The organism is Leptotrichia sp. oral taxon 498 (assembly GCF_002240055.1).
GTDB lineage: Bacteria > Fusobacteriota > Fusobacteriia > Fusobacteriales > Leptotrichiaceae > Leptotrichia > Leptotrichia rugosa.
In genome coordinates this window covers 254,489-279,422 of sequence record NZ_CP016753.1, presented here as the reverse complement: position 1 = coordinate 279,422, position 24,934 = coordinate 254,489, and the positions used below count along the sequence as shown (strand labels likewise).

Annotated in this window: 18 protein-coding genes and 3 pseudogenes; 5 read left to right on the top strand and 16 right to left on the bottom strand. The window is 35.1% G+C overall.

Annotated features, from left to right (window positions below; all coding sequences use genetic code 11):
- Positions 1 to 10: 10 nt before the first annotated feature.
- From BCB68_RS10465 to BCB68_RS01175, 7 genes are all read right to left on the bottom strand, one after another.
- Positions 11 to 688: a hypothetical protein gene (locus BCB68_RS10465; protein WP_157697335.1), complete on the bottom strand. Its 678-nt coding sequence runs from the start codon at positions 686 to 688 to the stop codon at positions 11 to 13.
- Between the two features lie 445 nt (positions 689 to 1,133).
- Complete coding sequence (locus tag BCB68_RS01200; RefSeq protein WP_094079170.1) at positions 1,134 to 4,265, bottom strand: fibronectin type III domain-containing protein; 3,132 nt, start codon at positions 4,263 to 4,265, stop codon at positions 1,134 to 1,136.
- Positions 4,266 to 4,282: 17 nt separating this feature from the next.
- The gene (locus BCB68_RS01195) at positions 4,283 to 6,484 is read right to left on the bottom strand and encodes an Hsp70 family protein (protein ID WP_237048718.1); all 2,202 of its coding nucleotides are present in this window, start codon (positions 6,482 to 6,484) and stop codon (positions 4,283 to 4,285) included.
- 183 nt (positions 6,485 to 6,667) lie between these two features.
- Positions 6,668 to 8,284, bottom strand: coding sequence for an Hsp70 family protein (locus BCB68_RS01190; protein ID WP_094079168.1), 1,617 nt, complete (start codon positions 8,282 to 8,284; stop codon positions 6,668 to 6,670).
- 1 nt (position 8,285) lies between these two features.
- A complete protein-coding gene (locus tag BCB68_RS01185) occupies positions 8,286 to 9,422 on the bottom strand; it encodes a hypothetical protein (RefSeq protein ID WP_094079167.1) in 1,137 nt (378 codons plus the stop codon).
- A 34-nt stretch (positions 9,423 to 9,456) separates the two neighbouring features.
- On the bottom strand, positions 9,457 to 11,079 hold the full coding sequence (locus BCB68_RS01180; protein WP_094079166.1) for a hypothetical protein: 1,623 nt from the start codon (positions 11,077 to 11,079) through the stop codon (positions 9,457 to 9,459).
- Positions 11,080 to 11,145: 66 nt separating this feature from the next.
- Positions 11,146 to 11,445 carry a helix-turn-helix transcriptional regulator gene (locus BCB68_RS01175; RefSeq protein ID WP_157697334.1) on the bottom strand — a complete coding sequence of 100 codons (300 nt, stop codon included), beginning with the start codon at positions 11,443 to 11,445 and terminating at the stop codon, positions 11,146 to 11,148.
- 83 nt (positions 11,446 to 11,528) lie between these two features.
- Here BCB68_RS01175 and BCB68_RS10955 point away from each other — a divergent pair, with 83 nt between their 5' ends.
- Together BCB68_RS10955 and BCB68_RS01170 are read left to right on the top strand one after the other, a co-directional pair.
- Positions 11,529 to 11,657 carry a hypothetical protein gene (locus BCB68_RS10955; protein WP_257789799.1) on the top strand — a complete coding sequence of 43 codons (129 nt, stop codon included), beginning with the start codon at positions 11,529 to 11,531 and terminating at the stop codon, positions 11,655 to 11,657.
- 56 nt (positions 11,658 to 11,713) lie between these two features.
- Positions 11,714 to 12,868, top strand: a complete 1,155-nt coding sequence (locus BCB68_RS01170; RefSeq protein WP_094079164.1) for a tyrosine-type recombinase/integrase — start codon at positions 11,714 to 11,716, stop codon at positions 12,866 to 12,868.
- Positions 12,869 to 13,062: 194 nt separating this feature from the next.
- Here BCB68_RS01170 and BCB68_RS10780 read toward each other — a convergent pair whose 3' ends face one another.
- From BCB68_RS10780 to BCB68_RS01155, 7 genes and pseudogenes are all read right to left on the bottom strand, one after another.
- Positions 13,063 to 13,365, bottom strand: a complete 303-nt coding sequence (locus BCB68_RS10780) for a hypothetical protein (RefSeq protein ID WP_237048664.1) — start codon at positions 13,363 to 13,365, stop codon at positions 13,063 to 13,065.
- Between the two features lie 80 nt (positions 13,366 to 13,445).
- Positions 13,446 to 13,937, bottom strand: a complete 492-nt coding sequence (locus tag BCB68_RS11020; RefSeq protein WP_237048717.1) for a recombinase family protein — start codon at positions 13,935 to 13,937, stop codon at positions 13,446 to 13,448.
- A 155-nt stretch (positions 13,938 to 14,092) separates the two neighbouring features.
- Positions 14,093 to 14,617 (bottom strand): recombinase family protein, encoded by a 525-nt coding sequence (locus BCB68_RS10770; RefSeq protein WP_237048663.1) that lies wholly within the window; start codon positions 14,615 to 14,617, stop codon positions 14,093 to 14,095.
- The gene (locus tag BCB68_RS01160; RefSeq protein WP_094079163.1) at positions 14,604 to 15,035 is read right to left on the bottom strand and encodes a recombinase; all 432 of its coding nucleotides are present in this window, start codon (positions 15,033 to 15,035) and stop codon (positions 14,604 to 14,606) included. Before BCB68_RS01160 ends, BCB68_RS10770 begins: the two co-directional genes overlap by 14 nt.
- On the bottom strand, positions 15,036 to 15,533 hold the full coding sequence (locus BCB68_RS10680) for a hypothetical protein (RefSeq protein WP_216639370.1): 498 nt from the start codon (positions 15,531 to 15,533) through the stop codon (positions 15,036 to 15,038). It abuts the gene before it with no gap.
- A 9-nt stretch (positions 15,534 to 15,542) separates the two neighbouring features.
- Positions 15,543 to 15,737, bottom strand: a pseudogene (locus tag BCB68_RS11015) (zinc ribbon domain-containing protein); the annotation flags it as partial.
- 47 nt (positions 15,738 to 15,784) lie between these two features.
- Positions 15,785 to 16,594, bottom strand: a pseudogene (locus tag BCB68_RS01155) (recombinase family protein); the annotation flags it as partial.
- A 132-nt stretch (positions 16,595 to 16,726) separates the two neighbouring features.
- On the opposite strand from BCB68_RS01155, the gene BCB68_RS01150 reads away from it, so the two are divergent.
- From BCB68_RS01150 to BCB68_RS01140, 3 genes are all read left to right on the top strand, one after another.
- Positions 16,727 to 18,304, top strand: a complete 1,578-nt coding sequence (locus BCB68_RS01150) for an IS1182 family transposase (RefSeq protein ID WP_094079162.1) — start codon at positions 16,727 to 16,729, stop codon at positions 18,302 to 18,304.
- Between the two features lie 239 nt (positions 18,305 to 18,543).
- On the top strand, positions 18,544 to 18,975 hold the full coding sequence (locus tag BCB68_RS11010) for a transposase zinc-binding domain-containing protein (RefSeq protein WP_172826476.1): 432 nt from the start codon (positions 18,544 to 18,546) through the stop codon (positions 18,973 to 18,975).
- Positions 18,972 to 19,382 (top strand): transposase, encoded by a 411-nt coding sequence (locus BCB68_RS01140; protein ID WP_172826453.1) that lies wholly within the window; start codon positions 18,972 to 18,974, stop codon positions 19,380 to 19,382. Before BCB68_RS11010 ends, BCB68_RS01140 begins: the two co-directional genes overlap by 4 nt.
- A 957-nt stretch (positions 19,383 to 20,339) precedes the next feature.
- Here the strand turns inward: BCB68_RS01140 and BCB68_RS01135 are convergent.
- Positions 20,340 to 21,614 (bottom strand): annotated as a pseudogene (locus BCB68_RS01135) (AAA family ATPase); the annotation flags it as partial.
- Between the two features lie 27 nt (positions 21,615 to 21,641).
- Positions 21,642 to 24,845, bottom strand: a complete 3,204-nt coding sequence (locus tag BCB68_RS01130) for a DKNYY domain-containing protein (RefSeq protein ID WP_094079161.1) — start codon at positions 24,843 to 24,845, stop codon at positions 21,642 to 21,644.
- Positions 24,846 to 24,934 lie beyond the last annotated feature (89 nt).

The following is a 24,934-nucleotide window of genomic DNA, read 5'->3' as shown; positions in this document are numbered from 1 at the left end:
AACACTAGTTTCAAAGCGTGGGTACAATACCTTCCTTTGAGAGCATCCAAATTAGAGGATCTAAAACTCTGTGAGGCATTACTTTTCCTAACTGATAGCTACCCGTAGGTGGCTGTCCAAAACTTGATACACCAAAGAATCTAACACCGCCTTTTTTAAAGTTTGTGTCAATCGCATCCAAGAATGTATTTTCCCCCTGACTCTCTAGCCAATCCCTAATCTCTGCATCAACTGCATCTGCATCTGCTTTAACAAAACCTTTACGTGCCAAATGTGGACTAGGCTGCATAACTGTGGCTGAACCAAAGGTATCTTTTACAGCATCAATTTTTGTAAACACAACAGCAACATCTTTATTTATCAGTTTTCCAGGTGCAATTCCACAGTTCTGTCTAATATATGTAGCTAATCCATCTACCATATCTGCAGACGCATCCGTATCATGAGAAGCAGAAGTAGACCAATTCAGAATATTTTGCGGAATACTAGATGCGACTCCATGTAACGCAAGAGGGTCAATCAAAATAACCAGCACCTTAGATTCCTTAATATATCTGCTGATAACTGGAACAATGTGTTCGCAATCTTCACCTGCTCCATCAAAAATAGTCATAGAATATGATGGGATAACTGTATTAGTCATTCGATTTTTATCTTTAATTTTCCACAACTGGGGTGGCGGTGTCATACCTGCGGCTGTTGCAGCAACCGGCTGTCTCATACTATAAATTGCTCTGTCATTTTGCTGGAAAATAGCAGTTGTATTGGCATCCATCGGTGAAAGAACCCATGGTGAGCCACTTGTATGACGCAATTCATGAAGCATAGTTGTCAAAAAGTTTGTTTTTCCAGAACCCGTAATTCCTAAAATACTGAAACGCAGATATTTCTCATAATCCAAAATATCTGAAGGCAAATTACTATCACAATAAGAACACTGTTTTACACTTCCAAATCCTCTACATCCTGGTTCTTTACATTTTGGTATTTTTTTTAATAACGACTCTGTTCTTGTTGGTGTCACTGAATGTCCACAAATATTGCAAAATGTTTTCAAATCTCTACTTCTGAGTTCTTGTAAGCAATATGGACAAAGAACATCTGAGTGTAATAAAGCCATGTTTTTTCCTCCCTTATGGTACCTTACAGCTTTCAATATCGCTCGGTACAATTTCAAATTCTGTCATATCATCATCTTGAATAAAAAGTCTCATTGGTGTAGCAGATGAAATTCCATTCCATGTACTATCTGAAAACTGATATACGTATTCTCCATTATTAAATCCACTATCCGATTCCGGAATAGTATGGATAATAACTGCTTTTGGATCTTGCAATTTCATAGGAATATGCCCGTCCGATTTATATACCACATATATTTCCGGAGTTTCTTCTGCATTCGAATAAACCACTAATTTGCAATTTTTTGCTTTTGCTCGACTGAAGAAACCTCCTGTTCTCCAGCTAAATCGATATGTTATTTTTTCCTTGGGTTTATTACTTAATCTCAATTTCGAAGGTTCCGAGTAAATAGTACTGCCATCTGGCATTTTATACTGTCCAATCACTGATATATAAAGATCAGTTTTAGGAAGCATTTCTACAAGAATCATCCCATCTCGTTCATAGTCTCTCAATGATACAATAGATAGCGATTTATGTTTCGCATCTTCAATCGTTGCCCATGGAACTGTAGAACCAGTCTTCTTTGCGACAATGTAGTGAATTCTTTCCAAATTTTTAAGTTTATTTGCAAGGACAATTCTTAATCTGTTTCCTTCTATTCTCGTCTGGCGTTTATCAATTTCACATTTTTCAACACTAGAAACACGAACAATATCTGAAATAATTCCCTTAGAGCCTGCAACACATATTATTGCCAATGCACACGACATGTTTGGCGGAATTTCAAACTGTGCTTGCAATGTTGTACTCATTGTATTCGCATAATTTCTTCCATTTCCAAGCATTGAGTTAATATCTGACGCAGGAATTACCTGACCAATAAGATTAGCCGCTGCATTTGAAGAAACTTCCCTGATAAGAACAGATCTCTGTGCATTATCTGGTGAATTCCAGCGAATAGTAACTAATCGGCCTTCGATACGTGATGTAATATTTCTTAATGCTACAGGTGGTTGTTCTGGCGTTAGCATGACAGTAACACCCTTACTATACCTAAAGCTATTTTCATATAGATATACGCATTGTAAACGATAACCATATGTATTGTTATTTGAAACTCCAGAGTCATCAAAGTTTGCTGATGCCTTAGCAGCTACAACAGTACTTCCAGAAGTAACATTTTCTGATGGAATCGCATTCGTACTTCTAAGAATACGGACTCCAATGCAATTTGGAGGTAAAACCCAACTAAAACGACAAATACCATTCTCAGCCGAAGTTCGAAGATGTTTTGTATCTAATTCACTAAAGTTTGCAATCTCACATACAGATGGATCTGAAAAAACATTTCTTCTGCATGCAAAAACTGCATACCCATAGCTAATACCTGGTTGCAAAGAAGTATCCTTATAACTAAGATCCCCAATATCCGCAGCCAAAACTTCACCATCTGCCTGTCTTTGCGGAACACCATTCTTCTTTCTTACAACTTGATATTTAATACCCTTATCACCAGTTGCATTCCACGATAAAGTACATATCAATGAAGATGTTCCCGTTACTGCTGCATTTAAGTTTAAAGGTTTCCTTGGTCTCGAAGCAATCAATACATCTATTGCTGGCTGATAATCTTCCACAATTTGAAGGATTTCTACGCATCTATTTGCTTTGTCAACAGGTGATAGTGATCCAGATGGCATCAAGCGTTTAACTTCTGCCATTTTTTCATCTATCACTTTCTTCTGACTATCTAGTTTTAATTGAGGCATTGAGGCACTTAATGCTCCCAATAATGTTTGTGCCTTACTAAACATACGCGCAGCTATTAAAGCCTTTAATTCATTGAGTGGCTTATCATACTTGTCTCGCTCTGCTTTTATTCTTTGCGACAAGGTTAAAAGTTTTGGATGTCCCGGAAAAGCATTTTCTGCATTTGCAAACTGCTTACTAGCTTTACCTAAATCCATTTCTTTAAGAGCAAATTCAGCAGCTTTAATATAATCATCAAAGAATTGCATCTCTGAAATCAGGAATCCACAAGAACATCGATCCGCTGTCGCTGGTACTTTCTTATGACATTTTGGACACTCGACATAAAGTGACGCCCCACAGACAGCACATTTTCCTCGTTCAGCGTCCTCTCTAGTTCTAAACTCTGCTGGAGCTTTACACGAATTACACGTCAAGTGAATTAATGCTTCTAACGGTTCGTATGGATCCTGCATTAGTCCGGCTTCCTGATTATATAATGCCAGTGATAAATTATAATCCGGAAAACTCTTTTGTATTGTTCTAATGCAACTGTCCGCAAAGTAACGATCTTTTTTGAAATCTTCTGGCGCAGTTTTTAATAATGAAAAGAATTCTTTCATCTTTTCTCGTTCTAGAGACTGATCGTATTTTTTTCGATTTGCCTCAGTGTTGAAAACTTGAGTAGTTCCAGCTGTGAACAAATCTGCCAACAAATGACCTTGTGTACTCATATCACTTGCAAATTGTGCTGCCCAAGATTCCATAATGCTATATAATTCTGTTGTTCTTTTTTTGTGATAACTTCCAGTATCGCTATCACTTCCCCCACCAAAATAACATGCTAAATCATATAAATCTGAAACATTCGGTGTCCACGGATATTTAGGTATTGCCATTGTTTGAAGCTGTGAAATCTTACTACTGATATTTCCTGCTACCACAGTGGTCAAAAACGCATCATTAAGATTGACAGTTTTAGTTACTTGCTGTATAACGAATCCTTTTTTTACGTAAGTATCTTCTATTGTTTTAGGGGACAATTTTAATTTTAAATGCACATTTCTTATCTGTGCATTTGTCACTTCAGGAGTTCCCGATTGTCCGATCAGCATAATATCAATCAACTTTTCTAATTGTTGAGTGCGAATCTCTTTAAGAGCTCGCGCCTCTATATTTCTGGTCTTGTTCTCACGTAAAGTCTCAACCATATTATCATGAAGAGACAATTCGTCTGAAAGTACAGCTCTACGTGTTGCAATTGTTTCATTTGCAAGCATATCTTCTGTACGCTTTTTCCACTCAGCAATTGCTTTATCTATACGTCGCTGGTTTTTTTCAGGCGGATCAAAGTCAAGTCCAAGAATCTCAAAATAATTTCGTCTGTCCATCGGATAAGTACCTCTCACTATTGTTCATTAATTGCTAACCATGTAGCAACTGATGTTTCTGCACCTGTACGCCCATGCTTTCCTGTATTACTTCCACCAATTTCCTGTGCAATCTTTCCAAAGCTTTGAGTCAATTCGCTCTGGTCAACAAGCATGGAATCAATATCCCCTGAACTTATATCACGTAAAAATTTTTCATCAGCACTACCAAAACCGATTCCCGTAATGTCAATTCCCATACGATGACAACTTTTCGCTTCACTTACTGCTAATGACTGATTCTCCCACATTCCATCTGCAAGGACAATTCCTAGACGTTTCCCATCTAAGCTTCCAAGCATAGATTGAATGTCATTAAATGGATGCCCTGCATTACATACACCTGTCATGCACTCAGTAATTGATCTGATAGATGTTTTGCACTTGTGTAAATTGCTAGTTAAAGGCTGAACTACTTTTGATGAATCAGATACTGCAATAACACCAATTTCAACATCTCCTGGATAATCCTCAAAATTATCAACAAAATGGCACATTGCATTACGAGCATCTTCTATAGGTTTTCCAGACATACTTCCCGAAACATCCACTGCCATTACAACTGACAAGGCTTCTGCGATTGGCTTCATTTCTTGTGGATCAATAGGTCTTCCAAATTTACTCATGTCAGCTGGAACAGCCTCTTCTCTAATAGGCAAATCTGTTGTACCACTTCCCTGACGAGCCTGAACATGAACCATGCCATTTATGTCATAGCTATACTGGATTTTTATTGTTGTAGGATTGTCAGTTCTATCATGGCTAATTCCAGAAACAACATATTTTCCAATAATTTCACAGTCTAACGGTGCTTTTGTTCCTTGTAAAACATAAATTTCTACTTCATTATCTCCACGTGCTGACGTGTAGTAGTGAAATGCTTCTGCACATTTGACAGGTATTTTCTGATTGGCCGGCACGATTGTTTTATTGATATAATGCGTTCCCTCCGCATTTACCGCAATGACCCCCATTGCATGTGCAACTACATCAACATGACTCATACACAATGCATTATTTAATGCAGTTTCCTTTCCAACAGTGCCTGGCAAAGTATACTTCTGTGCTTGTTGCGACGCAGTTTTCAACTCCTGTCTTTTAAACTTAAAGAACTCTGAATTGCTGGTGTTTTCTTGTTTAGGTGGTGCCATAGTGATTACGCTGTATTCTGGTAATGGAAGATGTACTTGAATAGCAGCTCCTAATGCAACCGCTTCATCTGGATTTACCTGGGCAAGTGGTGTATGACCGCTAATTCTTTTCAAATACGACGACACTTGACGCATTCTTGTAGAACCACCAACCAAGAGAATATCTGTTATGTCTCTCCATCCGATTCCTAATCCTCTTAGAAGACTTTCACAAAGTGTTCCAGTTCTTTCAATCAAATCTGTTGTACTCTGTTCAAATTCTTCAAGTGATATAGTTGTTGAATACCAACCATAGTTTGGAAGATTAAGTCTGACATTTGCAACATTTCGTGTTGTCAGCTGTTTTTTTATATTTTCCGCATTTTGAATTACAGTTTGATGTATCTCTGGATACTCTGAGACATAGAAGCCTGTTTCGCTCTCAATTTTGCTTTCAATTTCTGCACTTAAACGAGCGTCCCAATCTTTTCCACCAAGTGTATGATCTCCTGTAGTCTGTAAAGATTCCATCTGATTGTTTTTCTTCATTTGTACAAGAGTTACATCAAATGTTCCTCCACCAAGGTCATATACCAAAACACGAGCATTTTCACGCCAATGATTAACACCATAGTTCATAGCTGCTGCTGTTGGCTCGTTAATAATCTGGCGAATATTTAAGCCTGCTTTTTTGGCAGCATTCATGGTTGCTTGACGCTCCTTGTGATAAAAATACGCAGGCACGGTCACAACAGCTTCATCAATCTTTTGATGCGTTACTGCTTCCGCCTCTTCTTTAAGATAACGAAGTAAAATTGCAGATAAATCTTCTGCTGTATATTGTTTCCCATTAAAAGAACAGTATGTATCATTACTTCCCATACTTCTCTTAAACACAGAGGCACATCCGGATTCGCCAGCTTCAAAAGCTTCCTTTGCCTCAGCACCTACAATTATCTCATCGTCCTCTGTAAACTGAATAACAGATGGCGTGATTCTTTCTCCCAATGTATTAGAAACAATAACAGGTTGTCCTTTTTTCTCATCCATCATCGCAACAGCTGAGAATGTAGTGCCTAAATCAATTCCAACTTTTATTCCCATTGATAATCCTCCTAAGTATAATTTTAGCTTTTCAACATATTGCTAATTAGAAAAAAATCCTTTTCAACGAAAAATACGCTATGCGCCACAGACGCATAGCGCATTTTCATTTATTTAACTAAGAATGTTTTATTCGGCAGAAATACTCACCTGATTAACTGCACTTGTTTCTGCATCAACATCAGATTCCATTCTAAGTGTAGTCTCCACAATTTCACCGGTAGAAAGATTTACAGCCTTTACATATACACCAACTGCATCTATCTGGAAAGTAACTTCTATAGGAGATCCCTTTTTTGTGTTAGGAGGTAAAAGCATCTCAAGTTCGCCCAGAAGCTTTACGTTATGTGCCGGATCGGTCTGCTGTGGTTCACCCATGTTATTCACACAAGGTGTAAGGATTTCGTCCTGTGACATATTCTCAAAAGCACGAAGAACAATCTTCTCCATATTATCAGCCGCTGTGTAGTAAGTTTTCACAGCTGTTGCTGGTATAATTTCTCCCATTTTAATTATATTATCAATAATATAATCACCAACTTCATTTAATACACCAGGACCGAAAGAACGAGGAGTCTGATCTACAACAACAAATCTCTTAGAAAGACCACTTCCGTGCGATGGCTGAGGTTCCGGGTCAACAGGTTCCGGCGAAGGTGCTTCTGCTTCTTCAACTAACATACTTGCACAAATTGCAGCTCCCTTTGCAACTGCTCTATCCGGATCCTCAATCTGCACTTTTCCAGGAAATCTTGCTTCTACTGCATTACGAATCATCGGCATAAATGTAGAACCTCCCACAAGTAACACCGTATCGATTTCAATATTTCCAGCTTTCTGCAGAGTGTCTTCAACGTATGTCATAGTTTGAGCCACTTTATCCGAAGTAAGATTTTCAAACTCTTCACGGGTAATATTAATTGTGGTCATCGCACCATTGACATTTATCTTTACTTTTGCTGTCTCAGCATTACTAAGCTTCTTCTTGGTAATTTCTACACGACTTCTAATCAGCTGACGAGTTTCAACATCAATTTCGTCTGGTGTGAGGCCATTTTCGTCACAGCAAGCCTGAAGAATGTGATCGAAAAGCTTATCATCCCAATCTTTACCACCAAGTTCATCATTGCCACCTGTTGTAATAACAGTAACCATCTGAACCTCGTTTCCATCGCTATTCATTACTAGTGACATTTTTACAATAGTAACATCGAATGTACCACCACCAAGGTCATAAACTAAAATAGTTTTTTCTTCTTGGAATTGACGAGCACAATAGCTAAGTGCCGCTGCTGTAGGCTCGTTAATTAAATTTCGAACATTCATACCCGCAAGTTTGCCTGCCTCTTTTGTTGCATTACGCTCTTCAAGACCAAAATACGCAGGACAGGTAATAACAACATCATCTACGGAACCACCCTGCTCTTCAACCATCTGCTTCAAACGGCCAAGAATAAGTGCACTAATCTCGACTGGAGTGTATGTTTTTCCATCAAATTCATAAGTGCGTGCATTAGGTTTTCCAATTTCGCGTTTTACAAACTGGACAACTCTTTCTCCATCTGTTTCAACCATATCTTTGGCACTATTACCAATAACAACATTGTCTGCACTTTCAAAAAATACTGCTGATGCCAAAGTATCACTTGCATCCGCTTGATTTCTAACAACTTCAGGATTACCATTACGATCTAAAGTTGCAATACAAGAGTAAGTTGTTCCTAAATCAATACCATATGTGCTCATATCAATTCTCCTTATCTATGTGTTTTTCTTCGTCTTCCTCAAGAATTTCTTTATCTATCCAATTCTCTAAAGTGGCCTCTTCATTTACATCAACAGCATCGCAATCACTAGCACTTTCTAATGGGGCTTCACTAACAACAGTTTCCGTAATGATATTCCCTGCTAGCCCCTCTTCCAGATTATTATCCAGATCTGTTGAAGCTTGATCAAATATTTCCTCTTGAATAATAGTAGGATCATATACGTAGACATCTACAAATTCAGGATATAAAACTGTTCTGCCTCTCAAAACGCCCGGTTTTCTGCTTGTTGCTATAGTATTGTGCTTCTCCTGATCAGCAGTAGAAACCTTCTCAATAATCTTTGTGCTTCTTGTTTGTCGAGTGTCTCCCACCTCACTACGAGTTATTTCTGCATCATAATCTATGAGTAAATCTTCCATCTGTTCAAACAATGCTTTGAGATTTTTCTTAGATAAATCTGAGATAGTTTCATCCTCAAGTAAAGTTTGATACTCAACATACATTGAAGCAATTTCTTTTAAAATTGGATTAAATTGTTCTCCGCTTTGTTGTTCTTTCAGTACATCGAGATCCTTTTGCATTCCTTGGCGTACCTGGATTTGGAAGTTCGCATTTTCCCTTAATGTCTGTGCTAGCTGTCTATCATTTTTATCTTGCTTTTCAGTTACCGCAATGAGTATTTCTTCAAATTTTGCAATTTTTTCTACTAAACAGCTATCATTTGAAGTATTTTGATTTTCACTAATCCCCAAAATCATTTTCTCAATGCTACTTCTTGCGGAATCAATTTTAGAAAATACAACTCTATAATCCGGATTCTTACAAGAACTAACTTCTTGCTCTAAATCTGCCACACTTTGATTTAATGACTTTAGTTGCTTTTCAATAGATATTAAAAGCATTTCCGTGGAGTCATGAGACTCCTGATGAACTGTTGGCTGTGGTTTCGGCACCGCCTTCGGAGAAACTTTCCCATCATCTATCCGTGTACCCTGTACAGATGGTTCAGATTCAGATTGAGTATTTTGGAAATTTGGAACCGGTGCTGTACTGTTCTGACTCGAACAAGTTCCACTACCTGTCATTTCTGACTTTAGCTTATTATCTAATGCCATATTTATCTCCTTCCTATTCGTTTATCATATTAGTTTACATAATCAGATCCGCCAACTCCTTATCTGCTAACGGCAACATCCAATCAATTGCATCTGTGACACCCCACGGTTCATATTCACTTCCATCTGGTGCATGTCCCATAGCACTTACAGGGAAATAATGCAAATTTGAAAACTCCGTCTCTAGATTTTCTACTGTTGCAGACAAACCGATATCCATCAAAAACTTTCTGCATTCACCATCACGAGCCTCATCATAACTTGTATATCCATTTTGATTATTCTTGAACACACTCGAAATTTTAGCAGGGCCAATTACCCTTTTAATTTCTCTCACATCAGCCTTTGCTATTAGTACTGCCATAGGTATTGTACATCTCGCATTTGCTTTCTTATGTCCTATAGTAACAAGATAATTTATAAAATTCGTTACCACATCCTCAACCGGCATATCACTAAAGTCCGACATGTCTTCACCAGAGTTGATTCTATCCTCACGAAGATTTCCACTACTGAAAGGATCAATTAAGAATAAAAGGCCATTGCAATAATGAAATTGTTGCTGAAGGATTTCACTTTCTGCCGTAAATCCATCAAACATTTCTCCCGCAATATCATAAATAGAAAACTGACGCTTTATTCCCAATGAACTATTAATTAGCAGCGGGTACATTTGCGAATTAAGCTGCGCTGTAGCAGGACACTCGACACCGCTATACCATTCTTCTAATTCAGCAAAAAATGGCTGATACTGGTCTGAAATTTCAATCTCTAAATTTCGATTCTTTCTTAATTTTTCTAAATATTCATGGAAATACGCTGACAGAAATACTGTTTTTCCTGATTTACTTCCACCAATCAACTGAAAGACAAGCTGTCTTGCATCTGACGCAACTAAAGGAGATCCACAATCTGGACAATACGCATCAAGTTTTGATCTACCACTAAGAAAAGTTGATGGAATTTTATGTCCACAAGTACACTTGTGCTTCCATATTCCATATGGTCCTGGAACAAGTTTCTTGTGCATTGCTCCACATTCAGGACACATGAATGTAGGGATCAAGAATCTACTATGACAAACTGGACAGTCTGATCTAATCTCATTTTTAAGCAAATACAATCTGTCAATTATCCATACGATTATAAAAATAATATAAGTTAATATCATTATTACCGATGTAATAGCTCCATGAATAATTCCGAATACAGCACATAATAAAGAACCAATAACATAAATACATATATCAGCAATAATCAGATATATAACACCATATATTGATTTAATTCCTCCCCATATTCCATCGCTATCGCCCTTAAACCCTTTTGCAATTGTACTAACTTTTTCTCCTGATAGTGCATTTAGTTCAAAAGCTTTTTTAATGGTTCCTGTTAATTGAGCATATCCAGGTCCAAAAAAATAGCTGCGTTTTGCCGGTTCATCATCCTTTTCCCATTCCCAATTTCTAAAATTAATATTTTCTCGCACAGCCTTAATATAGTTTGCAAATGCTGTGAAAAAGCCAACAATTACAGCTACTCCTGCAACTATAACCAAAGCGATTCCACCTACAACAGCACCAACTGGTATCAACACTTTTACAATCAGTAAGTATGCAAGATAAATAAGTATAATGGCTGCTATTAGTTCAAACATAATTTTTTCCCTCTTCCTTTTTATTTAAAGACTAAGACTTCCTATACCCAAAATGGGATTCGCACCTTATTGGTGTGGGAAGTTTGAGTTAAAGATTTCTTCCATGAGTTCCAAAGTGTACGTATTGCCTTTTATCATTTCAAGAGTCTTACTGTTACTAACAAAATAAGAAACTAATGCTATGCATATATTCCATGGAATTTTTCCCTTCTTTGATTCATATGAATTATAAGTTTGTCTTGAAACACCTATTTTTTCTGCAACTTCTTCTTGTGAAACACCAAGACGAGCACGTAGTACAGGCAAATCATTGACTAGCTGAATACAACATAATTCTTTTTTTGCTTCCATCTCAAATGCTTTCATATTCCCTCCATAGATAAAATTTATGATGCCAGCTTTAAAGTAATTCCTTATCATGATTCTTTATTCGTAGAGTGTTTTACTCTATGAAGCGTTTTTTAGCACCAATTCAACGAATAACTATTGAAATTATACAACTTATCGTATTATTTGTCAATATGTCGCAAGTTCATTGTGCAGAAATTTGTCGTGTACTACAAAAATATGTCAGTTAGTTTGTATAAACTGCTATATTAGCCGTCAATAATAGAGTCATGAAAGGAGTGATATTATGCCGAGAAAAGGCGAAAATATTTACAAGCGAAAAGACGGCAGATGGGAAGGACGATATATTCGAGATCGAATCAATGGCAAAGCAAAATATGGATATGTATTTGCTCGCTCATATAAGGAAGTAAAAATTAAGCTAACGGACGCTAAGACTCGCCTTGCATCAAACACCTCTGCAGTACCTGTTATAGCTTCAGAGTTATTAATTTGTTCATTTTCCAGAGCATCCGATGAATGGATACAAGCAAATAAATCGCAGTGGAAGGAATCCAGCACTGCAAAATATATAAATATCCTTAACAATCATCTGCTTCCGGAATTTGGACAGAGAAATATTACAAATATTGCAAGGACAGATATCCAATCTTACATATCGAAATTGCTGACGAGTAGTGGAAGAAATAATGCTGGTCTTGCCCCTAAGACCGTTAACAGCATTATTTCTGTTATGAAAAATATATTTGAGTTCACAGCAGAGACAAAACAATGCACACTTATCAGTTTCAACGGCTTAAATGTCAAGCAGCCACAAAAGCAGATGAGGATACTCAGTCAAGCCGAACAATCCTTGTTAACAGAATATTTGTTAAAAGAATCAAGCAACACAGGTATTGGGATATTTCTAAGTCTTTATACAGGGCTCCGTGTTGGAGAAGTATGTGCGTTGAAATGGGAAGATATATCTTTTCGAGATAATTGTATCCACGTTCATAAAACAATGCAGAGAATTCAAGTGAAAAGCAACTCGGATCATAAATCAGAAATCATCATCTCTGCGCCTAAGAGTGCGTACTCCGTTAGAGATGTTCCCATTAAGCTCCTGCTTATGCTTCAGGAACGCCAAAATGCACCTAATACCTATTTCCTTACCGGAAAGACAACTCTATATGTGGAGCCACGAACCATGCAAAACAGGTTCAAATCTATGATTAAGAAAACAGGAATTGCCCCGGCGAACTTCCATGCACTCAGGCATACATTTGCCACGAGGTGCATAGAACTTGGATTTGACATTAAGAGTCTGAGTGAAATTTTAGGACACGCATCTGTAAACATAACATTAAACCGATATGTCCACCCGTCAATGGAGCTGAAGCAGAAAAACATGAATATGCTTTCTGATTTTATTAGCCGTCAAATAAATCGTCAAATTTAGAGCCATTTCCCTGTAATATCGAAGGAAATGGCTTGTTTTTCATAGAGTAAAACACTCTGCGTAAAATATACACTTTGCATTTTCATCCGTTCTGGTGTCGCCAGAACGGATTTTTTGCGTCTATATAAATCACTCTGCCGGACAATAATGTCAAGTCATAAAAAATACCCCACAGCAATGCCATAGGGTATCCATCAAAATATTCTTTTTATCTCCACAGTCGTATGGGACTTGAACATCACCTCGAATTGATCCTCATACACGGTTATCTTCTCGATTAGCTGTCTGACCAGACTTTCATCATATTCCGTGATTTCCGTTTTCTGTTCCGCAAGAAACTGTTGCATCTCAGCTACTCGCTTCTTTATGCCTTCCCGTTCTGCACTTTCTACCATAACTGTATGTTTCTGTTCTCGCAAGGCTTCAATCTCATCAGCAAGAGCATCGTAGTTCTGCCTTGCATTGGCTTTCTTGAGCAGTTCCTTCTGCAGTTCCAATAATCGACTGTCGATTTCCTAAACTGCCGTATCAGAACCCTCAGACAATATTTTCTCGATGTTCTCCTGCAAACCTTTCATCATATCTTCTCTGCCACTAAGTGCCTTATTGATTGCCTTGACAGCTGCATCTTGGAGTTCTGCTTCGCTGATAGTTGGTGCATCGCACTTGCCGGGGCCAAAATCAACTCTGGTGCAGCATCTCCACACTGTGGAACGCTTTCCTCTGTTATTCTGCGATAAATGTCTCCGCACTTGGAGCAGCACACGATGCTGGAAAGTGCATACTTGCTGCTGTACACTCTCTTCTTTCGCTTTTCTCCACTGTGAAGGTTTGCCCTTCGTACCATTTCTTCCTGCACTCTCATGAAGATATCCCTTGGAATAATGGCTTCATGACTGTTTTCCACATAGTACTGCGGCACAATTCCTTTGTTCTGAACTCGCTTTTTATTCAAAAAATCCACCGTATAGGTTTTCTGAAGAAGGGCATCTCCGATATATTTTTCGTTTCGCAGAATCTTGTGCAAGGTTTCCGGTCTCCACTTTTTCTTGCCGGCTCCTGTTAGAATGCCGTCAGTTTCCAGCCCCTTTGCTATCTGCTGGAGGCTTGCCCCTTCCAGATACTATCTGTAAATTCTTTTTACCACTTCCGCCTCATCCGGCTTTACAATCAAATGCCCATCTTCATCTTTCGTAAAACCAAGGAATCGATTATGATTAATGCTCATCTGCCCGTTCTGGTATCGGTACTGCACATTCTGTGATAAGCTCTGGCTTTCCTGCTGTGCCAGAGAAGCCATGATGGTAAGCAGTACCTCTCCCTTGCATCCATCGTATTGATATTTTCCTTCTCAAAAAATACGGGAATGTTCTTTTCCTTTAACTGTCTTATGAATTTAAGGCAGTCCAGAGTGTTTCTTGCAAATCGGCTGATCGATTTTGTGATGATCATATCGATTTTTCCATCCATACACTCATCAATCATTTTATTGAAGCCTTCTCGTTTCTTGGTGTAGATGCCGCTGATACCGTCATCAGAAAATATTCCCGCAAATTCCCATTCGGGATTCTTCTTAATATAACTGATGTAATGCTCCACCTGTGTTTCATAGCTTGTAGCCTGCTCGTCACTGTCCGTAGAAACACGGCAGTAAGCAGCAACTCTAAGCTTTGGTCTTTCCTCTTCTCGCACCGTATTTCCCACTCGTCTTCTTGCAGGAATCATTGTAACAGTTCTAGTTTGTGCCATCTGTCTGCGCCTCACTTTCAATCAATCCATACACATATTCTGCCTGTCTGAATGGATCAGAATATTTTGTTTCAGCAGGTCTGAATATAAACGCCTTGTCAGGCATTTTCTCTTCTGCTGTCTTTAGTTCTCTGATTCTTCCAAGTCCTGCAGCTTTCTCTTGTCTGAGTTTCTCTGCCTTATCAAAGGTTTCCTTATCAATAATCTGCGGATAATAATCATCGCCCAGGTAGTGCTTATTTCTAAGCATTCTGCCTGCACTTCCATGAAACAGCGTCATCCCAACAAGTTCTGCCGCCTTGGTAAGTGCCACTCCATTCAAATAATGCTGAAAAAAGGTTCTGACCTGTTCAGCCGCTTCTTCATTGATAACTGCCTTTCCATCTATGATATCGTACCCATATGGAATATGTCTCATTTATCTCACCAGCCTTTCCTTCAGTTTTAATCCGCATTTCAGATGAATAACGGCTGTCTCTCTGTCTGCAATTACTATTTTTTCTGCAAAACTGTTAAATGTCTCATCATCAAACTGTTCCATCATCTGTCCTTTTCCTGTAAACTTCATCAGCTTTTCCAGTTCATGCAGTTTCTCTCTGTCTCCGCCAATATCGGATACCAGAGTCTTTTTCTCTGCCAACAGCCGTTCTTGCTGAAGCGCCAGTGCCGTACACTCTTCGGTGTAAACAGCAGGCTCCAAAATTCCCTGTGATGCAAGGCTTACCAAGGTCTGCTTTCTTAGAGCACTGTCTTCAATTGCCTGCTCGATTCTTTGAATTTGTATCAGTCTGTCTCTGTCGTCCGTACCTTTCAGTGATGAAAGCATCGGCTTCAGCATTCTTTGATGACCAAACACCAGCTTATTTATCATTGTTGTAAAGGCACTTTTGATTGCCGATTCTTCAACATAAAGCATTGTGCAGGCATGCCTGTTTTCGATATGTTGTCCGCAAGTCCAGGCAATATAATCTCCGCTTGGCTTATAATGGGTTCTTCGCTTAAAGGTCGTACCACATTCTCCACATATAATCTTTCCTGAAAATGTATAACGGTTCTGATACCTTGATATATTGATGCCGTTGCCTTTTTCTGCAACTCTTTGAGCAAGTACCTCCTGCACCTTTCAAAATCCTCATGGCTGATAATGGCTTCATGATGAGTTTCACAAAAGAACTGGTCAACCTCGCCATAATTCGTGTGTCGGTTAAAGCCGTCATCCGTATAGGTCTTTTGGAATAAAACATCGCCGGTATACTTTTCATTTGTCAGAATTCCGTTTACGGTTCCGCCATGCCACTTGCCGTTCTTTTTAGTTGGGATATGATTCTCATTCAGCCTCTTTGCTATGGTGTAGGTTCCCGTCCCTGCCAGGCATTCAGCAAATATTCGTTTTACCACTTCTGCTTCTTCCGGAACAATTCTCATCTCACCCTCTATATTTGCGTATCCATAAGGCGGATAGGAAATAATAAATGTTCCGTTCCGGTATCTTCTTCGGATGCTCCACTTGGAGTTTTCCAAAATCGATACCGATTCGCTTTCGGCAAGACTGCTGAGAATGGAAAGCATTAATTCACTTTCCATTGATCCCGTGTTGATATTCTCCTTCTCGAAAAATATGAACACTCCCATTTCCACAAGCTTTCTGACCATCTCCAAACAGTCTGTAGTATTTCTTGAAAAACGGCTGATGGATTTTGTAATAATGAGGTCAATCTTCCCATCTTCGCAGTCCCTAAGAAGAGCCTGCAGCCCGTCTCTGACTTCTGCCTTGGTACCAGTGATTCCTTCGTCATAATACAAGCCTGCATACTCCCAATCGTCATTTGACCGGATATAGCTTTCATAATTTGTCTTTTGTGCCTCAAGGCTTATCAGCTGTTCATCACTGGCCGTGGATACTCTGCAGTATGCCGCTGCTCTAGTCTTTTTCACTTCCGCAGTGACCGAGGCATCTATTTTGGTTATCCTTTTCATCAACTCACCTTCCTTTCAAGGTAGTAACATTAGGGGCTGTCTCAAAATGGTTAAAATTTTGAATTCAGCTTCTTTTTTTCTGAAAAAAGAAAAAACCGAGATAAAATCTCGGCAAAATGGTATAATTGAATTATGACAAAAAACAATAACCATTCAACTAATTCTACTACATTTTTTCCAAATTATCAATTGTTTTTGCCTATGGATATTGGAGTGAATATCTCTGAATCATCGCCTGTTAGAGTAATTAGCAAATTATTGGAGGGATTAGACTATAGATATTTAATGCAAGCATACTCTAAAAATAAAGGATGTAAGCATAAAATTGAAGCTGATAAAATGTTTTTTATCATTGCATATGCCATGTTTGACAGTGTCAGTACTACTAGAGCTATAGAGAAAAATTGTAGGGAAAATATTAATTACATGTGGATCTTAAGGGGAAGCTCTGCTCCTGATCATAACACAGTTGCCAGATTTATTTCCAGCTGTAAAATAGAAATTGAAGATCTGTTCTATCAGCTGATAAATAAATTAATCGAATTAAATGAAATTGATTTGGAAAATGTATTTATTGACGGTACGAAAATTGAAGCCAATGCAAATAAATATACATTTGTATGGAAGAAGGCGGTTAACAAATTTTATGAAAAATTAAAAATTAAGGTAAATGATTTCTGGCATTCATTTAATGAAAATAACAATACTGAATTTAACGATATCTATGAAATAGAAAAGCATCTGGAAAAAGAAATCTTAGATAAGAATATTGAATTTGTTTATGGAAAGGGAGTCCGTAAAACTCAACAGCAGAGAGATTATGAAACTGTAACTTCCTACATAGCAAAGGAAAGTGAGTATAGTATGCATCTTAAAATTTGTGGTAATAGAAACAGTTACTCTAAAACAGATAAGGATGCAATGTTTATGAGAATGAAGGAAGACTACATGAAAAACGGTCAGCTGAAACCGGCATATAATTTACAGATAGGTGTAAATTCTGAATATATCGTGGGTCTGGATTTGTTTCCCAATCCTACAGATGTAAGAACGCTTATTCCATTTTTGTCAGTATTGGAAAGTAAAAACTTAAAATTTAGAAATATTGTTGCAGATGCAGGATATGAAAGTGAAGAGAACTATGAATATCTTTTTAATAATAATTATACTCCATATATAAAGCCACAAAATTATGAAAAGCAGAAAACCCGAAAATTTAAACAGGATATTTCTAAGGCGGAAAATATGTCATTTAATGAGGAAACTGATACATACACATGTGCAAATAATCAGAAACTTGAATTCAAATATACTTTAAAACAAAAAAATAGAAGTGGATACATATCAGAAAAGAAAGTATATGAATGTAACAATTGTGAGGGATGTCCTTTTGCATTAAAATGTAAAAATACATCTCATAACAAAAAACTTTATGTATCAGATAATTTTTTAAGATTTAGAAAACAGTCACAGGAAAATATAGCAACAGAAAAAGGAATAATGCTTAGAGTGAACATAAGTATTCAGGTAGAAGGGGCATTTGGAGTGTTAAAACAGAACATGAACTTTAAACGCTTTAAATACCGTGAAAGATCTAAAACTAAAGTTGAAGTTTTACTATTTGCTATTGGATATAATTTAAGAAAATATGTTCATAAAAAAGTACAGAAACGTGAAGGTATGAAACTTCATGAATTAGCCGTTAATTAAGTTTTAAGAGAAATAAGATTCTCTAATTTTTTAGTACAGTTTTTCTTTGATTAGAAAAAATTCTCATCAGATAACTGTAAAAAAAGCCGAATAGAAATTCGGCTGATTTTTTTGTATAATATATTCATGACATACATTATACAAGATAAACTGAAATATATTTTCAGTAACAACAATATTTTACTAAATTCCTTAAAATTTTGCAAGAAAAATAATATCGGCAACAGTCCCTTGAATATATTAAGCTTTCTATTGATAAATTTCTTGCCTGCAGGGATATTTCAAAAGGTTTTGTCAAGTTCAAATGTCCTCACTGTCCTGTTACACACCTGTTCCCTATTACTTGCAAGTCTAAGCTCTGTCCTTCTTGCGGTTACAGGTATTCTATGACATGGACTGAAAAGATTCAAAAACATATTCTCAATATTGAACACCGCCATGTCCTTTTTACTATCCCTCAAGAATGTAGAAAGTTCTTCTTTTATGACAGATCCTTTCTGTTAAAACTTTCTGCCACTGTTAACCAGGTATTCAAGTTCATCTTTCACAATATCAGTAGGAAAAGAAAAAACAAAATTTCTGAACATTCCAGATATTACTTTACTGATTCCGATATTGTACATTACGGTCTCATTTCTGTCATTCATACTTTTGGCAGAGATCTGAAATGATTCATGCCATTGTTTCATTAGGAGGTTTCAATAAAAATCTTAAGTTCAAGAAAATGAGATACTTCAACGTTGACACTATTGCTGGGCAATGGAAATACCACGTCCTTAAAATTATTGAAAACGACAGCTATCCCAGCAAGAAGATTGAAAAAGCCGCTAAAAATACTCCTACAAAGCTTTACAAGGAAAACAAAAGGTTTTTCTTTAATGTTGGCAATGGTGATATTAACAGCACAAAAGGTATTATCAAATATCTTGGACGATACCTTGCACGTTCTCCCATTGCTGAATACAAGATTACTGACATTACTGATAAAGAGTTTACTTTATTTTTTAATGACCTGGCTAATGATAAAAAGAAAACTTACATTACTATGTCTTCTGAGAAATTTATTTCCCATATTTAATTCATCTGCCCCCTAAGAACTTTAAGATGGTAAACCGCTACGGATTTTATTCAAGGCATATTTCTGACAGGCTTAAAAAGACAATTGATGCTTTCAGGAAAAACATTGTTGTGTCAAGATATTCATTTTATCAAAGGCAGATGTACAAGACTTTCGGGATGAATCCTTTTTACTATCCAGCATGCAAGGTTAAAATGATTGTATGGGAATTTTATCATTACAGATATCCGCCCCTCAAAAAATACTATTAATATTTTATTAATCCAACTAGGTTGGATATTTTGTCGTAGACATTTATATATTTATTTGGCAAAAGAAGAGTAAAAGAGGCTGACGCCTCTTTTAAAATTATCAAATATATCAGTAAATGCCTAAAAAATATGAATTTAATTTCCTTATAAATAAAGAGAGTTTTGAAACTCTCTTTAAATTGGCCTTTTTTAACAATGAATATAAGTTTTTTTATTTCATTTCTTAAGTTAATTATACAACATTTTTTTATGAAAAGCAATAATATATAAAGTATCAGACAGAGTAAAATAGTTAGGGATAAATAAAAAATCTTATTTTAAGTTTTTCATTCAATCCAGAAAGTTACTAAAATAATTTTTTCTTTTTTAAGCAGAAGTGCTCATCGCCGCACCCCTGCACCCCGGCTAGTCTTCGTCATTTTTATGCACTGCCAAAAAACTCGCACTGATTGTGCTCAGACAGTTTTGTCAGCACATAAAAATGCTCCGACGGTTTAAATTCTACTGTTATACAAAAGGTGTCGTGATTTTTTTGGAGTAAAGACGACTGTTTGAGCACGTTTAGTGCGAGTTTCGGCTTTGCTTCAAAAAAATGCTTAGACGAGCGTGGGGATTATAAGGGGAAATGGCGGTCCTTTCCCCTTATGTAAAAAAATAAAAAACTATACTAAATTAAAATAACATCTTGTAATCAAAAATAACCTAAAAAATTTGAAATATCTCCTTTTCTTAAAGCATCTGACATATACAAAAATTTTTCATAATCGTCAAAGTATACTTCTATAAACATTTCCGAAAACATTTTCAATATCTCTTCATTTGGTATTTTCAAATAAACATCATTTTCATTGTATTTTTCTGCCAAAGTCAAGTAACCGCTATGAAAAAATAAATTCCAAATATTTTTTTCAAAATTAGCTTTTAAATTACCAAAAGTCATATTATCATTAATTATCTTTAAGATACTTTTTTTATTCAAAAGTTTTGTGAAATCATCAAAAATACTGTCTCTTAGCTTTTTCAAATATAATTTAATAAGAGCATTTCCACTTGTATTTACCCAATAAGGTTTCAATTTTCCATTTTTTAAAAAATTGATAATAGACCACGGATTATAAACCTTCCTATTTCCAAATAAATATCCATTATACCATTTTTGGACATCCTTCAATTCATACTCCAAACCAAAATCTTCAAGCGCTTTCTCCACTTCATCTTCCATAATCCCAAAATATTCTGTAAATTCATCATCTAAAATTGTGTGAACTTCTAAATTATTCAATCCAGAAAAAATATTTTCCTTTGCAACCCTTAAAATTCCAGTCATAACTCCCATTTCAAGATATTCGTTATCTTTTAAAACTAATCCATAAAAACTTTTAAAAAAACTTATGGCTTTTTCATAATTCCCTTTTATATACGAATTTATTATAGGCTGATCATATTCATCAATCAACACAATCACCTTTTTTCCATAATATTCATACAAATATTTTGACAGATTGAGTAAAGAAGCCTCCCATTCTACCGAATCTAATCCTCTTCGCACAGAATTAAATTCTTCAATTTCAATCTCATCCATTTTTTCAATTAAAAATTTATAATCTGAATATAACCTTTTTACAATTCCTTTGATAGCCTTGAATCCATTTTCCCAGTTTTCTTCATCATAATTTCTAAATGAAATCGAAATCACAGGAAAATTTCCCTGCATGTCAAAATAATCACTTTTAGAAATATTCAACCCTTCAAACAATCTCCTGTTCTCATCTTTATTCTTAACATCAAAAAAGTATCTCAGCATCGACATATTCAATGTTTTTCCAAATCGTCTAGGACGAGTAAACAATTTCACCTGAGAGCCATCTTCTAAAATATTTTCTATAAATTTTGTTTTATCAAAATAATAGTAATTTTTTTCAATAATGTCTTTAAAATTGGAAACTCCAATTGGCAGTTTTGTTTTTTTGTTGTTTTTCATATCGAATACCCTTTCCTTTCATTTTTACTAATCATTAATATCAATCTCCTCAAATTCAATCGGATTTTTCCCTTCCATTTTCTTTCCTTCAAAATAAACATTATTCTTATCTTTCCCATATTTTCCACTCATTGTTACATCAAAACTATCTCTATCCGCTCCATTTATTTTCACAAATTTTTCTCCGTTCAAGAAATAAACTCCGTTTTTATCTTTGAAATAATTTGAACCGTCCATTGGTGTATCAAATCTTTCAAGAGTTTTTAAATCAATGTTTTTGCTATCAAGTGGAATTATTTTGTCTTTTTGATTTTCATTTTCCAGCAATTTGTAAGCTCCATTTTTGTCAACCAAAATTTTATCATACGAAATTCCACCGTCAAAATAGTTAAAGTTATTTGAACTGATTTTCTCCAATTTCTTCCCTCGATAAAACACACTATTTTTATCTTTCATCCAAAATCCGTCTATTCCTTCGGCACTCTTAACATCTATTCCTTTCACTTTTTCTCCTTCAAAATAAACATTGTTTTTATCTTTTGCAATAAAAGTATAATTTTCATTGTCATATTTAAATGAATTTGGATCTGCTCTTTCTATTTTCTTAAACTCATTTTCTCCAAAATAATAGAGATTTTTATCGTCTTTATAATAATTTCCGCCTATTTCTTTAAAATTTTCAAGATTGACTTTTTCATTGATTGGAATTAATTTTATTTCATTTTTTTCTTCATCTTCGTCGATTTTATAAAGTCTGTTTTTATCTTTTATAAAATTAAATTCTATTTTTTCAAAACTTGCAGCATCGATTCCATCCAATTTTTTATTTTTATAATAAATATTATTTTTATCTTTCGCAAAATTATAATCCAAGTCTTTGAATGTTCTCAAGTCAGCATTTTCTATTTTATGTAAATTTCCAGAATCCTCGTAGTAAATACTATTTTTATCTTTAAAATAATAATCGCTATCATTAACTTTTTTAAAACTTCTCAAATCCAATCCTTTTAAGTTCAACTTTTTAGTTTTTATTTCTGAATTTTCATTTTCTTCTGAAATATTTTCCAAAAAATACACTCCATTTTTATCTTTTATCATTTCATAGTTCAATGCTTCAAATGTCTTTGGATCAACTCCATCCACTTTGTACTCAAAAATGTAAAGATTTTTATCATCTCTTGCAAAATTACCATCCATAATTTCAAATGTTTTCGGATTCGCACCAGCCAATTTTTCAAGTTTCATTTTGTCATCTCTATCATTCAAAAAATATACGTTATTCTTATCTCTGTAATACTTGTTGTAAGAATTCCCCAAAAATTCAAAACTCGGAATGTCAACTCCTTTTGTATCTAAAACTTCCACTTTATAAGTAATTCCATCACTTTCTCTATCCAAATAGTAAACATTCTTATAATCTTTTACAAAATCTAAACTATCATTTAATACTTCAAACCCTTTAGAACTGACACCTTTCAACTTTTGATTTCCAATAAAAACACTATTTTTATCTTTTGAAATAATTCCAAACTCAAATGTAGCCGGATCTGCTCCTTTTAATGTTTTCAAAGAAACTTTTCCATTATTTTCATCAACATAATAAACGGAATTTTTATCTTTGTAATTTAATCCACCAAAAATATCTTCAAAAGTTGCCACATCAATATTAAGATTTTTAATTGGTTCTACTTTCACTTTGTCATTATCATTTACAGAAATTTCATAAACATTTTTCTTATCTTTCAAATAAATCTCATTAAAGATTTTAAGCCCATCTAGTCCTATAAAATCCAATTTTTCTCCAAAAGAATAAACATTTTTACTATCCACTCCATAATTTCCGTTTACAACTTTAAATGTATTTCTATCAACATTTTTCACAATTTTTACTTTTCCATACTCATTATCCACAAAGTAAACATTTTTCCCATCTCTCAAATAATTACTAAAGTTAGAATTTCCATCATCCAAGTATTCCAAATTATTTACATCTATTCTCAAATTAATCTTCTCAATTTTCCCGTTAGAATAATAATAAAGGTTATTTTTATCCTTTATAAAATCATTTAATTTCAGCACTTTTTCGGCACTTTTCACATCAATATCGCTTTTAATTTTTTTCAAGTCACTATCTGAATGATAATAAAAACTATTTTTATCTTTATACAAATTAGACATCTCAAAATATTTAAATGTATCAAAATCAATATCCAAGCTATCTATTTTCTTTGTTTCAAATCTTTCATTATTATCTGAATCCTTTTCATTTACAGTCATCAAATAATGGTCATTGCCACTTTGAAGAATATAGTCGCTATTTCCCAACGCTTCAACAACTTTAGCATTATTCGAAGAAATTCCATCTATTTTTTCTCCAAAATAATAAACTCCATTTCTATCCTTCCCAATTTCCTTACTCAAAGTATTAAAACTATTTCTATCAATATTTTTCAACATTTCCAAATCATAAGGATTATAATCCTTTAAACCAAAGATATTATTTTTATCTCTAAAATAATAACTTTCTCCCATTCTTTCAAAAGTTTTCGCATCTACTCCTGTAATATCTTTATTATCCTCAATATAAAAAACTCTGTTCTTATCTTTTGCTAGCCCATCTTCAAAATATTTAAAGCTTTTAATATCTATATTTCCTAGCTTTTCCCCTTTAGAATAAACATTATTTTTATCTCTGGCAATATACTCCTCCAAAATTTCAAAAGAATTTTTATCCGCTCCAGTTATTTTTCTCAAATCATCTTTATGAAAATAAACGCTATTTTTATCCGTATAATAGTCTGTAAGAGAAGCTTTTTTATTTTCTAAAACTTTAAAACTTTTCACATCAAGTCCATCAATCGATACTTTTTTCGGTGTTATTTCATCAATTGAGAAAAAAGAAAGTGAATCAGTTTTAAGATTATACAAATTTTTGTAATCTTTCACATACTTTTCATCCAAAATTTCAAATTTTTTAGTTGAAACATCTTTTAATTTTTTCCCAAGAAAATAAACATTTTTGCTATCTTTCCCAAAATAGCCGATAATTTTCATCTTATCTTCTCCCAAATTTTCAAAAGTTTTCGCATCCGCACCTTTCACTTTCAATTTAATTTCAAGATATGGCATTTCATAATAAACTTCTCCATCCTTTTTCGAATACTCAGCATTTGCAATAGTTCCAGCTAAAATAAATAAAACCAATATTTTTAGTAAACTTTTTCTTTTCATATTTTACTCCTTGTCATTTTTAAATTTTTTTCTATTTAAAATGGTAAATTTATTCAAGATCCTTTAAAAAAAATAATATTAGTTCTGTC

Excerpts from the sequence above, each read along its gene's own strand:
- BCB68_RS01185 (WP_094079167.1), bottom strand. The coding sequence starts at position 9,422 with ATGGCATTAGATAATAAGCTAAAGTCAGAAATGACAGGTAGTGGAACT.
- BCB68_RS01190 (WP_094079168.1), bottom strand. The coding sequence starts at position 8,284 with ATGAGCACATATGGTATTGATTTAGGAACAACTTACTCTTGTATTGCA.
- BCB68_RS10770 (WP_237048663.1), bottom strand. The coding sequence starts at position 14,617 with ATGGCACAAACTAGAACTGTTACAATGATTCCTGCAAGAAGACGAGTG.
- BCB68_RS01200 (WP_094079170.1), bottom strand. The coding sequence starts at position 4,265 with ATGGACAGACGAAATTATTTTGAGATTCTTGGACTTGACTTTGATCCG.
- BCB68_RS01150 (WP_094079162.1), top strand. The coding sequence starts at position 16,727 with ATGACAAAAAACAATAACCATTCAACTAATTCTACTACATTTTTTCCA.
- BCB68_RS01175 (WP_157697334.1), bottom strand. The coding sequence starts at position 11,445 with ATGAAAGCATTTGAGATGGAAGCAAAAAAAGAATTATGTTGTATTCAG.
- BCB68_RS10955 (WP_257789799.1), top strand. The coding sequence starts at position 11,529 with ATGAAGCGTTTTTTAGCACCAATTCAACGAATAACTATTGAAATTATA.
- BCB68_RS01130 (WP_094079161.1), bottom strand. The coding sequence starts at position 24,845 with ATGAAAAGAAAAAGTTTACTAAAAATATTGGTTTTATTTATTTTAGCT.
- BCB68_RS01170 (WP_094079164.1), top strand. The coding sequence starts at position 11,714 with ATGCCGAGAAAAGGCGAAAATATTTACAAGCGAAAAGACGGCAGATGG.
- BCB68_RS01160 (WP_094079163.1), bottom strand. The coding sequence starts at position 15,035 with ATGAGACATATTCCATATGGGTACGATATCATAGATGGAAAGGCAGTT.
- BCB68_RS10680 (WP_216639370.1), bottom strand. The coding sequence starts at position 15,533 with ATGCTTTATGTTGAAGAATCGGCAATCAAAAGTGCCTTTACAACAATG.
- BCB68_RS01180 (WP_094079166.1), bottom strand. The coding sequence starts at position 11,079 with ATGTTTGAACTAATAGCAGCCATTATACTTATTTATCTTGCATACTTA.
- BCB68_RS01195 (WP_237048718.1), bottom strand. The coding sequence starts at position 6,484 with ATGGATGAGAAAAAAGGACAACCTGTTATTGTTTCTAATACATTGGGA.
- BCB68_RS01140 (WP_172826453.1), top strand. The coding sequence starts at position 18,972 with ATGATTCATGCCATTGTTTCATTAGGAGGTTTCAATAAAAATCTTAAG.
- BCB68_RS10465 (WP_157697335.1), bottom strand. The coding sequence starts at position 688 with ATGACACCGCCACCCCAGTTGTGGAAAATTAAAGATAAAAATCGAATG.